17 protein-coding genes and 1 other annotated feature are annotated in these 16,231 nt (G+C 36.8%); all 17 genes read left to right on the top strand.

Annotation, left to right across the window (positions count from 1 at the left end; all coding sequences use genetic code 11):
• The first annotated feature begins 8 nt into the window (after window positions 1-8).
• The 17 genes from ftsZ (at window position 9) to MKY37_RS03580 (ending at window position 16,230) form a co-directional block, all read left to right on the top strand.
• Entirely contained in the window at window positions 9-1,163 is a 1,155-nt protein-coding gene (ftsZ, locus tag MKY37_RS03660) for a cell division protein FtsZ (RefSeq protein ID WP_340773885.1), read from the top strand.
• 293 nt (window positions 1,164-1,456) lie between these two features.
• Entirely contained in the window at window positions 1,457-1,579 is a 123-nt protein-coding gene (locus MKY37_RS03655; protein WP_340773882.1) for a hypothetical protein, read from the top strand.
• A 421-nt stretch (window positions 1,580-2,000) separates the two neighbouring features.
• Window positions 2,001-2,843: a sigma-E processing peptidase SpoIIGA gene (locus tag MKY37_RS03650; protein WP_340773879.1), complete on the top strand. Its 843-nt coding sequence runs from the start codon at window positions 2,001-2,003 to the stop codon at window positions 2,841-2,843.
• Window positions 2,843-3,550, top strand: a complete 708-nt coding sequence (gene sigE, locus MKY37_RS03645; RefSeq protein ID WP_211893551.1) for an RNA polymerase sporulation sigma factor SigE — start codon at window positions 2,843-2,845, stop codon at window positions 3,548-3,550. Before MKY37_RS03650 ends, sigE begins: the two co-directional genes overlap by 1 nt.
• 89 nt (window positions 3,551-3,639) lie before the next feature.
• Window positions 3,640-4,419 carry an RNA polymerase sporulation sigma factor SigG gene (sigG, locus tag MKY37_RS03640; RefSeq protein WP_340773876.1) on the top strand — a complete coding sequence of 260 codons (780 nt, stop codon included), beginning with the start codon at window positions 3,640-3,642 and terminating at the stop codon, window positions 4,417-4,419.
• A 346-nt stretch (window positions 4,420-4,765) separates the two neighbouring features.
• Complete coding sequence (locus MKY37_RS03635; protein WP_340773874.1) at window positions 4,766-4,999, top strand: YlmC/YmxH family sporulation protein; 234 nt, start codon at window positions 4,766-4,768, stop codon at window positions 4,997-4,999.
• Window positions 5,000-5,081: 82 nt separating this feature from the next.
• Window positions 5,082-5,774 carry a YggS family pyridoxal phosphate-dependent enzyme gene (locus MKY37_RS03630; RefSeq protein WP_340773872.1) on the top strand — a complete coding sequence of 231 codons (693 nt, stop codon included), beginning with the start codon at window positions 5,082-5,084 and terminating at the stop codon, window positions 5,772-5,774.
• Window positions 5,771-6,250, top strand: coding sequence for a cell division protein SepF (locus MKY37_RS03625; protein WP_340773870.1), 480 nt, complete (start codon window positions 5,771-5,773; stop codon window positions 6,248-6,250). Before MKY37_RS03630 ends, MKY37_RS03625 begins: the two co-directional genes overlap by 4 nt.
• 18 nt (window positions 6,251-6,268) lie before the next feature.
• Window positions 6,269-6,532, top strand: coding sequence for a YggT family protein (locus MKY37_RS03620; RefSeq protein ID WP_340773867.1), 264 nt, complete (start codon window positions 6,269-6,271; stop codon window positions 6,530-6,532).
• 47 nt (window positions 6,533-6,579) lie between these two features.
• The gene (locus MKY37_RS03615) at window positions 6,580-7,368 is read left to right on the top strand and encodes a YlmH family RNA-binding protein (RefSeq protein WP_340773865.1); all 789 of its coding nucleotides are present in this window, start codon (window positions 6,580-6,582) and stop codon (window positions 7,366-7,368) included.
• Window positions 7,369-7,456: 88 nt separating this feature from the next.
• Window positions 7,457-7,966 carry a DivIVA domain-containing protein gene (locus MKY37_RS03610; protein ID WP_340773863.1) on the top strand — a complete coding sequence of 170 codons (510 nt, stop codon included), beginning with the start codon at window positions 7,457-7,459 and terminating at the stop codon, window positions 7,964-7,966.
• Between the two features lie 49 nt (window positions 7,967-8,015).
• Window positions 8,016-8,237, top strand: a binding site (T-box leader).
• A 74-nt stretch (window positions 8,238-8,311) separates the two neighbouring features.
• On the top strand, window positions 8,312-11,068 hold the full coding sequence (ileS, locus tag MKY37_RS03605) for an isoleucine--tRNA ligase (protein ID WP_340773861.1): 2,757 nt from the start codon (window positions 8,312-8,314) through the stop codon (window positions 11,066-11,068).
• Window positions 11,069-11,611: 543 nt separating this feature from the next.
• On the top strand, window positions 11,612-12,088 hold the full coding sequence (gene lspA, locus MKY37_RS03600) for a signal peptidase II (RefSeq protein ID WP_340773858.1): 477 nt from the start codon (window positions 11,612-11,614) through the stop codon (window positions 12,086-12,088).
• A complete protein-coding gene (locus MKY37_RS03595; RefSeq protein ID WP_269921344.1) occupies window positions 12,088-13,014 on the top strand; it encodes an RluA family pseudouridine synthase in 927 nt (308 codons plus the stop codon). The genes lspA and MKY37_RS03595 overlap by 1 nt, the downstream gene beginning before the upstream one ends.
• Window positions 13,015-13,218: 204 nt before the next feature.
• Window positions 13,219-13,758 carry a bifunctional pyr operon transcriptional regulator/uracil phosphoribosyltransferase PyrR gene (pyrR, locus tag MKY37_RS03590; protein WP_090562776.1) on the top strand — a complete coding sequence of 180 codons (540 nt, stop codon included), beginning with the start codon at window positions 13,219-13,221 and terminating at the stop codon, window positions 13,756-13,758.
• Between the two features lie 28 nt (window positions 13,759-13,786).
• Complete coding sequence (locus MKY37_RS03585; protein WP_340773851.1) at window positions 13,787-15,106, top strand: solute carrier family 23 protein; 1,320 nt, start codon at window positions 13,787-13,789, stop codon at window positions 15,104-15,106.
• A gap of 245 nt (window positions 15,107-15,351) precedes the next feature.
• The gene (locus MKY37_RS03580) at window positions 15,352-16,230 is read left to right on the top strand and encodes an aspartate carbamoyltransferase catalytic subunit (RefSeq protein ID WP_340773848.1); all 879 of its coding nucleotides are present in this window, start codon (window positions 15,352-15,354) and stop codon (window positions 16,228-16,230) included.
• Window position 16,231 lies beyond the last annotated feature (1 nt).

Here is a 16,231-nt window from a genome sequence, read left to right as displayed (position 1 = left end):
GCAATAGCATGTTAGAATTTGAAACAAATGAAGATCAATTAGCGATCATTAAAGTTATTGGAGTAGGTGGTGGCGGTAATAACGCTGTAAATCGTATGATTGAACACGGTGTTCAAGGAGTAGATTTTATCGCTGTTAATACAGATGCACAAGCTCTCAATATGTCAAAAGCCGAAGTGAAGTTACAAATTGGTGGAAAACTAACTCGCGGTCTGGGTGCAGGAGCAAACCCTGAGGTAGGGAAAAAAGCGGCAGAAGAAAGTAAAGAATTGATCGAGGAAGCTCTAAGAGGAGCAGATATGGTATTCGTCACTGCGGGTATGGGTGGCGGTACAGGAACTGGTGCAGCACCGGTTATTGCTCAAATTGCACGTGATTTAGGGGCATTAACAGTAGGTGTAGTAACACGTCCATTTACTTTTGAAGGTCGTAAACGTTCTACACAAGCCGTTGGTGGAATTAGTATGATGAAAGAATCTGTAGACACGTTAATCGTCATTCCAAATGACCGTTTATTAGAAATCGTAGATAAAAACACGCCAATGCTAGAAGCATTCAGAGAAGCGGATAATGTTTTACGCCAAGGGGTTCAAGGTATTTCTGATTTGATAGCAGTACCGGGTCTTATCAATCTTGACTTTGCAGATGTAAAAACAATTATGTCCAATAAAGGTGCTGCACTAATGGGGATTGGTATTTCGGCAGGAGAAAATCGTGCTGCAGAAGCTGCGAAAAAAGCAATTTCAAGTCCACTTCTTGAAACATCAATCGATGGTGCGACTGGTGTGTTGATGAATATTACTGGTGGTTCTAACTTAAGTTTGTTTGAAGTTCAAGAAGCAGCTGATATTGTTGCCTCTGCTTCAGATGAAGAAGTTAACATGATCTTTGGTTCGGTTATTAATGATAACTTGAAAGATGAAATAGTTGTAACAGTAATCGCAACTGGATTCAATGAAGAGCTTCTAACACAAAAACAGCCACGAAACACTGGCTTCGGTGGAAACAGAGCGCCACAACCAACTGCACCACCTATCAGGGAACAACGTAAAGAAGAAGTACAACAACAAGCACCTCAACAGGATAGACATGTATCTCACAATCAACAAGAGGATGCATTAGATATCCCAACATTCTTAAGAAATCGTCAGCGTAGAAACTAATATGCAAAAAAAGCAATCACTTCGGTGGTTGTTTTTTTTTTGTTAATAAAATCGTAGATGAACACTGGGTACATGGAACTTGAAAATGAATAATACTACTGCTTTCCGTTTCAGGCGACGCGTTCGTTGTGATGTCTTATCAGCATCACTCATCTCGCTGGAGTCGCCGCCTTTCACTACAATCAATTAAGTGACTAGTACTCCACTATAAGATAACTTATCGCTTAGATGACAAGAGTAGTCAAAGTTAGTATAGGGATAAAACGGTCTGTTGAATTTGGGATATTTCTGTAATGGAGAATGAAGCAAGTAGATTTACTTTTTTACTAGTGGAAATAAAGAGAAATAGTAATTGTTTGTTAAATATAGAAGCGGAAGAGCGAACGAAATTGCATCTTCGTGAGCTTTCTCTATAAATAAGAAAGTATCATTTCTCTAGTTATCCAAAAACGTACTTACCTGTTTTTAAGTGTTGGGAGGGCGACGGACAGACTAACGCCATAAGATTACCGAAAATAAGATACTGGTTGGTTGTGACGGAGGTCACAACCGACCAGTATCTTTAAAAACCTCACACGGTAATAATATCGCAACAAGTCTGTCCAAAGCACTTCGGAAAGGCTAGAAATAGGTTTTGCCTTAAAGGACCTGGCGTATTTTTGCCTGCTTTTTCTTATGCATTAAATAGTTGGAGCAAATATGTTTTATTTAACTTGTTGTGAAAATAACAATTTAACTTAAATTATTATTTGTCGTAAAAAAAGAACGTTTTCGAGCGTTCTTTTGACAAATTTCTTACACTTTGGATGCTAAGCTTTAATCAAAAGGAGGGAAATTATGTACGCGGAAGTAATGATTGTAACCAATACTTTTTTCAATTATACCGTATTGGCATTTGCCAATAAAATTGGGTGGATTGAAAATCAGAAAAGGTATTTATTCCTATCTGCTTTAACTGCTGGAGTAATCACAGTTGTTTTCTCTCATTCTATGAGTACAATATTTTTATCTTTTTTTGTAATGATTGCTATCGCTTTTTGGAAAAAACGTTCACAAATAGTTAAAGCAATTATATTAACGTTATTAGCTAGTGTTTTTGCTGGTGGATTACTCACAGCTATTGCTCCTTTGTATGACAAAAGTAGTAATTTGTTTATGATTATTAACTTTGCTTTGATTGCTACTGGTGGTTTATATTTGTTGACCAAACATGTCCTTCATTTGAATATAGCACACGGTGAAAGGGAGCTCTTATATTCATCTAATGTTACGTTATTTGGTGTTTCTAAAGAGCTGACACTTTTTATAGACTCAGGAAATGTGTGTACAGAACCGTTATCCAATGATCCTGTCCACTTTGTGGCAGCAGAAATGCTACAGGAGGTATTGCCAAATGCGTTATTTAAAGCTATTAGTGATTGGGAGTTTAATGGAAGGAACGGATTGGACAAGATTCCAAAAGAATATTCAAGTAAATTACGATTAATCCCAATTGCAACGATTCAAAAGCATAAAACATGGGTTGTTGGTATTAAGTATGATCAGTGGACAATTGGCGATCAGACATTACCTAAAGGATATATTGTAATGACGAAAGCAAAAGAAAAGTTTCCACATGAGGCAGATGGAATTTTGCATAGTTCCTCATATTTTCATTTGAAGAAAAGGAGTGTAGGGTAATGCTGATGAAATGGTTGCGTAAGATTTACTATTGGGTACTTTCCTTTAGAAGAAAAAGTGTACATTATATTGGTGGTAATGAATCATTACCTAAGCCATTATCGAGAGAAGAGGAACGAGAGATGCTACTGGCGTTTATGGATGGGGATGAACATGCCAGAGATGTATTAATCGAACGCAACTTAAGATTAGTTGTTTATATTGCGAGAAGATTTGATCAGACAAATACGAATATAGAGGATCTAATAAGTATAGGTTCTATTGGTCTAATAAAGGCCGTAGAGACATTTAATCTTGAAAAAGGTATCAAGCTTGCAACTTACGCTTCCAGATGTATAGAGAACGAAATTTTAATGCATTTACGAAAGACAAATCGTATGAAGTCAGAAGTCTCTTTTGATGAACCTTTAAATTCTGATTCTGATGGAAATGAACTATTACTATCAGATATTTTAGGTACTAGTGAAGACTTAATCATTGAAGATGTGGAGAAAAAATTAGAGCGCCAACATGTATTTGAAGCGATAAATCTACTCGGCAATAGGGAAAAGTATATTATGCAATGTCGATTTGGGCTAAATGGTAAAGAAGAAATGACCCAAAAAGAAGTAGCTGATCATTTAGGTATTTCGCAATCATATATATCTCGTTTAGAAAAGAAAATCATTTTAGACTTAAAGGAGCTATTAAACGAACCAATTGCCTAATGGGTGAAATTGGATAGAATCATAAAGAATAATCTTTTCTTTCCCGGACAAACTGACTTAGAACAATTAAAAAGTCCGGAGGAAGATCTATGACGAGAACAAAAGTTGAATTATGCGGCATTGATACATCTAAGCTTCCTTTACTTAAGCATGAAGAAATGAAAGAATTGTTTATTCGATTACAAGCTGGTGAAGACTCTGTTAAAGATGAGCTAGTAATGTGTAATTTAAGGTTAGTTTTAAGCCTGGTTCAAAGGTTTGCTTATCGGGGAGAGCAAGCAGATGACTTGTTTCAAGTTGGTTGCATTGGGCTCATCAAGTCAATTGAGAATTTCGATCTAAAGCATAACGTCCGTTTTTCTACGTATGCAGTTCCTATGATTATTGGAGAAATAAAAAGACATTTACGTGATCACCATTCAGTAAGAGTATCAAGATCGTTAAGAGATATTGCATATAAAGCTATGAAAGCAAAGGAACAGTTTATAAACGAGCATTTACAAGAGCCAACCTTGGATGATCTGTCTAAAGAGCTTGATATTTCGGTGGAAGATATATTAATTGCTTTAGATGCCATTCAGGATCCAGTATCTTTACAAGAGCCAATATTCAGTGATGGTGGCGACGCTATTTATATGATGGACCAATTATGCGATAATGATGTATCCGAAGATCAATGGGTCACTTATTTTACAGTGAAAGAAAGTTTTCAGAAGCTAGATACAAGACAAAAGAAAATATTAACGAAAAGAATTTACTATGGAGCTACACAAACAGAAATAGCGATGGACCTAGGTTTATCACAGGCACAAATTTCCCGATTAGAGAAGAGTGCTTTATCAACTATTCAAAGCCAATTGAATCCATAAGTGTATTCTATTAACACAAGCGCTTTTTTCTTTCAAGAAAAAAGCGTTTTTTTGTTGCTAAAAATTCAAAAGCGGATAAACTTCCATTTAGCAAGTGAGCTACCGCCCAGAGCAAGTAGACCACAGCGCAAAGCAAGTAAATGTTTGTAGAATCAAGTAAACGGTTGGTCACCGCAAGTAAATGGCTACCAAGAGGTTAATCTTTCCAAGTGTACTGTTCAGTTCCTTGGTTACTTCTACTCGTTTATTAATTGATGTGAACGATTCAATAACCTCCGTTATTTTCTTTTAAGAAAAAAGCGTTTTTTTCATTTTCAGTCATATAATGAATAAAAGGGGGTTAATGATGAAATTTTCAGATGCACAGCAAAAAGAAGTGATAGAAGCGAAAAGTGGACAATTACTAGGCTATATTGTGGATGCGGAAATTGATAAAGACACTGGTTATATTATTTCATTTCTAGTAGAGGAAAATGGCGCTTATCCAACTTTTTTTAATAAAAAAAGAGAGACGAAGAAAATAGCAGTACAAAATATAGCGATAATTGGAAAAGATGTTATAATTGTATCAAAAACTTAGACTAATAATGTTCATCATTGATAAAACGGCTTTTCATTGATACAATAAACAAAAAAACAAATGATGAAAAGTTGGGTTTCGAATGACAAACGTACAACAAAATTTAGAACAAATTCAACAACGAATGCAAAGCGCAAGTGAAAGAGCTAATAGAAAATTAGAAGATGTTACATTAATAGCTGTAACAAAAGAAGTCTCAGTTAATCGAACTAACGAGGTAATTGAGAATGGTGTTCTGCATTTAGGAGAAAATAGACCAGAGGGTTTAAAGAAAAAGTTAGATGCCATTTCTAATGATGTCAAGTGGCATTACATAGGTACTTTACAAACAAGAAAAGTTAAATCGGTTATTAACGATATTAATTTCCTGCATTCATTGGACCGGATGAGTTTAGCGGATGAAATTGAGAAAAGAGCTACCTCCACGAAAGATTGTTTTGTACAAGTAAACGTTTCGCAAGAAGAGTCAAAACATGGGCTTTCTTTTGCTGAAGTGGAAGCATTCGTAGATCAGCTTAAAAAGCATAAACGTATTCGTATCATTGGATTGATGACAATGGCTCCAAATACCGAAGATGACGCAATCATACGCGATGTTTTTCGGAGATTGAAACAGCTCCAAAGTAAAATTGCAGCTAAAAAGATTGTCAACGCACCTTGTACAGAACTTTCCATGGGAATGTCTGGGGATTATGAAATAGCGATAGAAGAAGGTGCTACTTTTATAAGAATCGGAACAGCATTGGTTGGAAAAGAGAGGGAGGGAGTTGTATGAGCATGAAAAACTGGATGAAAAATTTCTTCTACTTAGACGAGGATGAGGAAGCATCAGAAGCGCAGCAATCAAGACCTCAGCATCAAAAACCTGTAGATAATAATATAAAACAGCAATCTGTTAAATCTGCACCTCAAGAGCGTAAATTCAATACGATTCCTAAAGAAGTGAATACTCCTAATCTTGTTAGTATTCAAAATGTACAAAAGTCATCCAAAGTAATATTGATAGAACCAAGAGTGTATGCAGAGGCACAAGATATATCTGAACACTTAAAAAGTAAAAAAGCTGTAATTGTAAATCTGCAACGTATAGATAAAGAGCAAGGAATTAGAATAATCGACTTTTTAAGTGGAACAGTGTACGCTTTAGGTGGAGACATACAAAGAATAGGTACGGATATATTCCTTTGTGCACCAGACTCAGTTGAAGTCGATGGTGCAATATCGGATTATTATTATAACGACCTAGATTAACAGAGGAGTAATTAACTTATGGGATTAGTTTTATATTTAATAAGTTGGGGTGTTCAAATTTATACGTATGCATTAATAGCATATATTTTAATGTCGTGGGTACCGAGCATTCAACAATCGAGTTTTGGTAAGTTTTTAGGAAGAATATGTGAACCATATTTGGAACCGTTTAGAAAGATTATTCCTCCACTAGGTATGATTGATATCTCACCTATTGTAGCAATTTTTGTATTAAACCTAGCAATGAAGGGTATATATTTTATAGCGTATACAATTCTCTAACCTCACTTACGTGGGGTTTTTTACTATACTAGAAAGGGAATATTATAATGGAAAATGTATTGCAACATTTTAGAAAAGAGGAGCAGCCTTTTATTGAACAGGTTGTGAGTATGATGCGGGAAGTAGAAGATAGATATGCTCCTAAGATAACGGACTTTCTCGATCCCAGACAGCAATTTATCGTTGATTCGATTCGTAGGCAATATGAAGATATTGGATCTACAGCAACAGGTGCTCTAGAAGATGCGGAGAGAAAAAGAGTTCTGCTGTTCCCTTCTTATTATACTCCATCAGATAACGATTTCTCTATGAGAGTAGTAGAAGTCCATTATCCTACTAAATTCGTAACATTAAAGCATAAGGATGTTCTTGGTTCGATGATGTCACTTGGAATTGATCGTAGCAAGTTTGGTGATATACGAGTACAGGATGGTTCCATTCAATTCGTTGTTGCATTAGAGGTGTTGGACTATGTTCGTGCTAACTTTACATCCATTGGGAAAGTGAAAGTTCATATAGACGAAATAGAAGATCCAATCGATTACTTTGTCCAGCAGGAGGAATGGATAACTGAGACTTTAACGGTTAGTTCCCTGCGATTAGACACGGTGATTGCCTCGGTTTTTAATATTTCTCGTCAAAAATCAGCAACCCTTATTCAAAGTGGAAAGGTTAAAGTGAACTGGTCAGAAAAAGATCAGGTATCTCTTGAATTACAAGAACTGGATTTACTTTCTATAAGAGGGCATGGAAGAGTAAAATTAATCATGATTGAGGGAAGAACAAAAAAAGATAAAATCCGACTACAAATAGGTAGGTTAGAACTAAAAAGTTAATTTTTATAAGAATATTTCAAATTTAGATGTATTCACCTTCTTAGAAATGTATAATGATAGAAAGAATAGTAGTAAAGGAGATGTTAAAATGCCACTAACACCACTTGATATACATAACAAGGAATTTAGTAAAGGATTTAGAGGATACAATGAAGACGAAGTAAATGAATTCCTAGATCAAATTATGAAAGACCTTGAAATTTTGATGAAAGAAAAAAAGGAATTAGAGACAAAGCTTAAAACTTCAAGCGAAAAGGTTGGTCATTTTACTTCGATTGAAGAAACATTACATAAGTCAATTGTCGTTGCTCAAGAGGCTGCAGAGGAAGTCCGTCGCAATTCACAAAAAGAAGCGAAGCTGATTGTGAAAGAGGCAGAGAAAAATGCTGACCGAATTGTTAATGAAGCACTAACAAAAGCTAGAAGGATTGCATTGGAAATCGAGGACTTGAAAAAACAGTCAAAGGTTTTCCGAAATCGTTTTAAAATGTTAGTCGAAGCCCAACTAGACTTGATCAACACAGATGACTGGAACCATTTAATGGAATATGATGTGGATACAGAAGCGATTGATCGTATATCAGCCACGGAAGATTAACATCTCTTGACTCATAGGCATACTTTACCTATAATAATTTCATATCATATAATATGCGTAGAAAAAGACGTCTAAATTTGTTTTCGACATAGCGACTTGAGGGTGGTGAGAGCTCAGGAAGAGAAACTTATTTAGGATATCACTTTGGAGCAAGGGCACTGAACTTTAGTAAGTGTCTTCGGTTAATGCCCCGTTATGGCATTCTAAGCGGCGATTTTTAAGTTAAATCGCAAGTAGGGTGGTACCGCGAGCATAACTCCTCGTCCCTTTTTGGGATGTGGAGTTTTTTTGTTTTCGGCACACCTTAGACAGTACTCATGCTTTTATTAATCAGGAGGTAATAAGATGGAATACAAAGACACATTATTAATGCCAAAGACAGAATTCCCTATGCGCGGAAACTTACCAGTGAAAGAATTAGATATTCAAGCAAAATGGGCAGAGCAGGATATTTATAAAAAGGTACAGGATCATACAAAAGGTCGACCATTTTTTGTATTGCATGATGGACCACCATATGCGAACGGCGATCTACATATGGGTCACGCATTAAACAAAGTACTAAAAGATATGATTGTCCGTCACAAGTCTATGGCAGGTTTTCATGCCCCGTATGTTCCAGGCTGGGATACACATGGTCTTCCAATCGAGCAAGCACTAACGAATAAAGGCGTAAAACGTAAGGAAATGTCTTTAGCTGAGTTTAGAAAGCTTTGTGAAGAATATGCCTATCAACAAATTGACAATCAACGCTCACAATTTAAACGTCTAGGTGTTCGTGGTGACTGGGATAATCCATATGTTACATTGACTCCCGCGTTTGAATCACGCCAAATAGAAGTATTCGGTGCTATGGCTAAAAAAGGATATATTTATAAAGGATTAAAGCCAGTTTACTGGTCACCATCAAGTGAATCCGCATTGGCTGAGGCTGAAATTGAATATCAAGATAAAAAATCGCCATCTATTTATGTAAGCTTTGAGGTGACAGAGGGTAAAGGTGTGCTTGAAGAAGGAACGAAATTTATCATTTGGACTACAACACCTTGGACAATTCCTGCAAACCAAGCTATTTCTCTACATCCTAAAGTGGAGTACGCTGTTGTTAATACGAAAGGCTCTAATTTTGTTGTTGCATTAGATTTAGTAAAATCTGTAGCGGAAGAATTAGGCTGGGAAGAATATACAGTAGAACGTACGATTGAAGGGAAAGAAATGGACCGTCTGGTTGCTAAGCATCCATTATACGATCGTGATTCACTTATCATTTTAGGAGAACATGTAACAACTGAGTCTGGTACTGGATGTGTTCATACAGCTCCTGGTCACGGGGAAGATGACTTTTACGTAGGTAAAGCTTACGGATTAGATGTTCTTTGTCCAGTTGATGATCGTGGTGTAATGACTGATGAAGCACCTGGTTTTGAAGGGTTATTTTATGACACAGCCAACAAAGCAATTACAGAGGCGTTAGAGGCTGCTGGTGCACTTGAAAAACTTACATTCTTTACACATTCATATCCGCATGACTGGCGTACGAAAAAACCAGTTATTTATCGTGCTACAGCGCAATGGTTTGCTTCTATTGAAGCGTTTAGAGATGAATTGCTACAAGCAATTCGAGATACAAAATTCACACCTGCATGGGGAGAGACTCGTCTATTTAATATGATTCGTGATCGTGGAGACTGGTGTATTTCACGCCAACGTGTTTGGGGAGTTCCAATTCCAGTGTTTTATGGAGAAGATGGAGAACCAATTCTGACAGAAGAAACCATTTCTCATGTTTCTAAATTATTCCGTGAACATGGTTCAAATATTTGGTTTGAAAAAGAAGCGAAGGAATTATTACCAGAAGGATTTACACATATTGGAAGTCCTAACGGTATCTTTACAAAAGAAACAGATATCATGGATGTTTGGTTTGATTCGGGTTCATCTCATCAAGGTGTTCTAGAAGAACGTGAGGATTTAGTATTCCCAGCTGACTTATACCTAGAGGGGTCCGATCAGTATCGTGGATGGTTTAACTCTTCTCTAATCACTAGTACGGCTATGTTTGGTCACGCTCCTTATAAAGGTTTGTTAAGCCATGGTTTCACGTTGGATGGAAATGGTCGTAAAATGAGTAAATCATTAGGAAACGTTATTGTTCCTGCTAAAGTGATAAATCAGTTAGGTGCAGATATTGTACGTTTATGGGTAGCTTCCGTGGATTATACAGCTGATGTACGTGTTTCTGATGCGATCTTCAAACAAGTTTCCGAAGTATATCGTAAAATCCGTAACACATTCCGATTCTTACATGGTAATATCAGTGATTTCCATCCTGTTAATAATCGTGTGGAATTTAAAGATCTTCGTGAAGTAGATCAATATATGTACATGAAGCTTCAAGAAGTTATTACTAGTGTAAACGCTGCATATGATCGCTATGATTTTGCAAGTGTATACCATACAGTGAATAATTTTGTATCAAGTGAACTAAGTTCATTCTACTTAGATATTGCAAAAGATGTTGTATATATTTATGGAGAAGACCATCCAGATCGTCGTGCTATGCAAACAGTTATGTACGATACATTATTAGCGTTATTAAAATTAGTAACGCCGATCCTACCGCATACTACAGATGAACTTTGGGCTTATTTAGAGCATGAAACAGCGGAAAGCATTCAGTTAACAGATATGCCAGAAGCAGTAGATTATCCAGAATTCAAAGAGTTAGCAGCTAAGTGGGATAAAATTATGGAACTACGTGATGATGTATTAAAAGCATTAGAAGAAGCACGTAATGCAAAAACAATCGGTAAATCATTAGAAGCAAAAGTAGCTTTGTATGTAAATGATGATTATAGAGCATTATTTGAAACGGATGCGATTGACTTTGCACAATTGTTTATCGTTTCTAAGTTTGAATTAGGTGGTTCCACTTCTGAAGCACCAGCAGACAGCTTGGCATTAGAGCATGCTTCTGTTGTAGTAGAAAAAGCAGACGGTGAAAAATGTGAACGTTGCTGGACAATTTCCGAAACAGTTGGAACAAGCGAAGCACATCCAACTTTATGTGCACGTTGCGCAGAGGTTGTAGTGACATTGTAAACAAGTATAGAAAATGTGATCCGACTTTTAGTTGGATCACATTTTTTTCGGTCAGGGATAAGAATATTAGATATTGGTATGAAAATGAGGCTAATGATTTCCGTTTCAGGCGAACGCTTTCCGTGAGCGTTGCCTCAGCCTCCTCGCTTCGCTGTGGGGTCTTCGACTTGCACTCCAGTCAATCGGATAAGTAGTACTCATTAGGAAAATAAAACAAATTCTTATGGCTAAAGAATATAAGTATTCAAAGTAAATGAAGGTTAAGATCAAATTCTCATTTTATTATTTCTGTGATACTTTATAAAAAACTTCAATAATAGACTCACCAACTTCGTCCAACCACAAAAGTTAGTGTAAGAATATTTAAATGCTAGGCGGTGATGGTTCATCGCTCTCCCACGGAAAGCTTCCGCTCGTAACGGAAATCTATAGTATTTCTGATATCTCATAACTGTCTCTTTTACGAATGATAGGGTTCTGTGTTAAACTAATAGGAGAGTGTTCAATTTTGCTGAAAAGAATTTGTTATGTGGGGGAAATAATGTGTGGAAATTTTATGGACTGGCGGCTTTTGTCATTGCGTTAGATCAATGGACAAAATGGCTAGTCGTTAAAAATATGATACTTGGTGAACGAATTATTATGTGGGACCCTTACTTAGCGCTACTTTCTCATAGAAATAGAGGAGCAGCCTGGGGCATTCTACAAGGAAAAATAGGATTCTTTACCATTGTTACAATCATCGTCATCATTGGAATTATCTATTATTTTCATAAAGAAGCAAAAGGAAAGCCAATATTTCAGGCTGGCTTGATGATGTTACTTGGAGGAGCAATAGGGAATTTTATTGACCGACTTTGGAGAGGCGAAGTAGTAGATTTCGTCGATGTATTAATACCTATTATTAATTATGATTTTCCAATCTTTAACGTGGCGGATGCTGCACTAACTCTTGGGGTTATAATTATAATATTATTTGTATTTCAAGAAGAACGAGCTGAAAAGAAAAAGGTGAAGTAATGGAAGATTTAACATTTATCATTGAAAATGAACAAGCAAAAGAGCGTATCGATAAAGCAATCGCATCTTTTGAGTCTGATTGGTCCCGCACACAAATTCAAAACTTTATAAAAGATGGATTTGTAACTGTGAACAATGAACCGGCCAAAACTAGCTATAAAGTGAAAGCAGGAGATGTTATTGTCGTTACACCTCCAGATGCTGTACCACTCGATATTGTTGCAGAGAATTTGAATTTAGAAATCATCTATGAGGATGAGGACGTAGTAGTTGTCTATAAACCTCGCGGAATGGTTGTACATCCTGCACCTGGTCACACTACTGGAACGCTAGTTAATGGTCTGATGTATCAGATTAAAGATTTGTCTGGTATTAATGGGGTTATGCGTCCGGGAATTGTGCATCGTATCGATAAAGATACGACAGGTCTATTAATGGTAGCAAAGAATGACGTAGCGCATGTCTCATTAGTGGATCAACTCGTAAAGAAAACAGTTACTCGTAAATACACAGCACTTGTGCACGGTCGCATTGCGCACGATAAGGGTACGATTGATGCTCCTATTGCTCGTGATAAAAAAGAAAGACAAAGTATGGCGGTAGTAGATAATGGTAAGCATGCTGTTACACATTTTCGTGTTATAGAGAGATTTGATAAATTTTCGTTAGTTGAATGCCAATTGGAAACTGGACGTACGCATCAAATTCGTGTGCATATGAAATATATTGGTTACCCACTAGCTGGAGATCCAAAATATGGTCCGAAAAAAACGATTAGTTTTGATGGCCAAGTTTTACATGCGGGATTACTAGGCTTTATTCACCCAAAAACGGGAGAATACTTAGAGTTCTCTTACCCACTTCCAGAGGATTTCACTAATTTGATACAAGATTTAAAAAATCAATCATTGATTAATGAGGAATAGTACTCTATACTAGTGAAAGAAATAATAAAAAATTATATAGCTTCACCTTTAATAACAGTCCAGAGAGGCTGAGAAGGTACTTGTGAACGTGACTCACTATCAATCTGCGGATTTTTAGGAATCACTCTAATTTATTACGCATTTACAACCTTCTGGGCTCTCGAGCTTAGAAGGTTTTTTATTTTTCAAAGGAGATGAAAGTTGATGGGAGAAAAAGCGAATATTCTAGATGAGCAAGCGATAAATCGAGCACTCACAAGAATTGCACATGAAATTATTGAACGTAACAAGGGGATTGATGAATGTATTCTAGTAGGCATCAAAACTAGAGGAGCATTTTTAGCTCAGCGTCTGGCGGGTAGAATCGAACGTATTGAGGGCAAACCGATAAAAACAGGAGAGCTTGATATAACGCTATATAGAGATGATCTTTCCTTGAAGAATGATACAGCTGAACCGCTAGTGCAACAAGTTGATATAACCCATGATGTGAAGGATAAAAAAGTTATTTTGGTTGACGATGTTTTATTTACCGGAAGAACTGTCCGAGCTGCAATGGATGCAGTAATGGATTTAGGAAGACCATCTCAAATTCAGTTAGCAGTTTTAATTGATAGAGGGCATCGCGAGCTACCGATTCGAGCAGATTATGTTGGAAAAAATATACCCACCTCTAGCAGTGAAAGAATCGTAGTAAAAGTGACGGAAACAGACGAAGTAGACGCAGTAACCATTTACGAATAAAAATCTATTCAAAAGGTAGGAAAAATCCATGTCAAACGCCGTTTTAGATGTAAATGATAAGCCATCAGGGGGACAACTCATCACTTTAAGTTTTCAACATATGTTTGCAATGTTCGGATCTACTATATTAGTACCACAGCTTGTAGGTTTGAGTCCTGCCATTGCATTGTTAACTAGTGGAATTGCAACAATAATTTTCTTGCTCGTAACTAAATTTCAAGTACCAGCATATTTAGGATCGTCGTTCGCATTCATCGCGCCGATAATTATAGCAGTAAATGGGTTAGATGAAACAACTGGAAAAGCTATCAATCCAGGGAATGCAATGATCGGTGCCGTTTTCGTAGGATTGGTTTATGGTATCGTTTCCCTTATTATTTGGAAAAGTGGTTACAAATGGATCATGAAGCTTTTACCAGCGATTGTTGTTGGACCAGTCATCATGGTTATTGGACTGGGACTGTCTGGTGTTGCAGTCGATATGGCAATGAATATAACAAATGCAGATACAGGCTTAAAAGAATATAGCTTCTTGCATTTCTCAGCAGCTTTAGTTACTTTGTTTACAGCGATAATTTGTACGGTATACTTCAAAAATATTATTAGTACAATGCCAATCTTAGTTGGATTAGTAGTAGGTTACATATATTCTATCGTGATTGGAATTGTTGACTTTACCCCGATAAAAGAAGCAAAAATATTCGCTTTGCCTGACTTTTTAATACCAGGAGTACATTATGATTTTGTTATAACTACTAATATTTTGCTAGTGATGGTTCCAATTGTAATCGTAACAATATCCGAGCATATTGGACATCAGCTCGTGCTAGGAAAAGTTGTAGAAAGAGATTATATAAAAGAACCAGGACTACATAGATCATTACTAGGTGATGGTTTAGGAACCTTAGTAAGTGCACTTATAGGTGGTCCACCAAAAACGACTTACGGTGAAAATATCGGAGTTTTAGCAATAACTCGTATTTATAGTGTTTATGTCATTTTAGGTGCAGCTATAGTGGCTATCCTACTTTCGTTCTTTGGAAAAGCAATGGCAGTTATTTCAACGATACCAACAGCAGTTCTTGGTGGCGTATCTATCCTATTATTCGGGATTATCGCAGCAAGTGGGTTACGTATGCTAGTGGATGCAAAAGTAGATTTCGGCAATAGTCGAAATTTAGTTATTGCTTCTGTAATTCTAGTAATAGGAATCGGAGGAGCAAAATTCATCGTTACAGAGGCCCTTAGTATTGAGGGTATGGCTTTAGCGGCAATAATTGGGGTTATACTAAACCTCATTCTACCTGGAAGAAAACAAGCAGAAAGCACAGATTTACATCAAACTTAATAATAGACCTTTTAAGAAGTTGAACAGTGAGTCAGCAAAAGGTTCGAATAGCAAGTTGGGACATGTAACATGATCCTGCTACTTGTCTATGCAAAAACGAACCTTCTCGAGACTTTTTCGAGGAGGTTTTAACATTTACTAAACAAGCCTCCAGCGGATGTCACAGACTTTATCGTGCTTCTCGATAAAAGTCTGGACGCAAATCAACCAAGGAGAATTTGATTTAAACAGAAAGGTGGATATTCATGGAAAATTTAGTATCAATGAAAGACTTATCGGCAGATCAAATACATCAGATATTAAAACAAACACAAGCGTTTCGTGATGGTACCACCTCAACTCTGAAGAATAAATATATGGTATCGAACCTGTTTTTTGAGCCTAGCACTAGAACTAAGATGAGCTTTGAAATGGCTGAAAGAAAATTGAATTTAGAAATCCTTCCTTTTGATGCTGGCTTCTCGAGTACGTTAAAAGGCGAAACACTTTATGACACCGTTAAAGTTCTAGAATCCATTGGGCTGGATTTATTAGTAATTAGGCATGAGCAAAATAATTATTTTGAAGAGCTAGTTGGAAAAGTTAAACCTGCGATTATCAACGGTGGGGACGGTACAGGAAATCATCCAACGCAAAGCCTTTTAGATATTTATACAATTTGGCAGGAGTTTGGTACTTTACAAGATAAGGTAATTACGATTGTAGGAGATATCACTCATAGTCGTGTTGCTAGGTCTAATGCAGACGCACTTACAAGATTAGGCGCACAAGTCCGGTTTGTTTGCCCACCCGAATGGCAAGGTGAGTTCAAAGCGTTTAATGAATTCGATGATGTAATACAAGATAGTGATGTGCTCATGATGCTTCGTGTTCAGCATGAAAGACATGATGGGAAGACGACATTTTCTAAAGAGCAATATCATCAATTGTATGGTCTAACAATAGAGCGAGAGCGAAAAATGAAAGAGCATGCAATTATCATGCACCCTGCCCCTTTCAATAGAGGCGTGGAAATTGCTAGTGAATTAGTAGAATGTGAACGGTCAAGGATTTTTAAGCAAATGGAAAATGGTGTTTATGTTCGCATGGCTGTCATTGAAATGATTTTGAAAGGGAGAGAATAAC

Origin of the sequence: Psychrobacillus sp. FSL K6-2836 (assembly GCF_038003085.1) — a bacterium.
Taxonomy (GTDB): domain Bacteria; phylum Bacillota; class Bacilli; order Bacillales_A; family Planococcaceae; genus Psychrobacillus.
The sequence above is the reverse complement of the archived record's forward strand: the minus strand, read 5'-3'. Positions and strand labels throughout refer to the sequence as shown.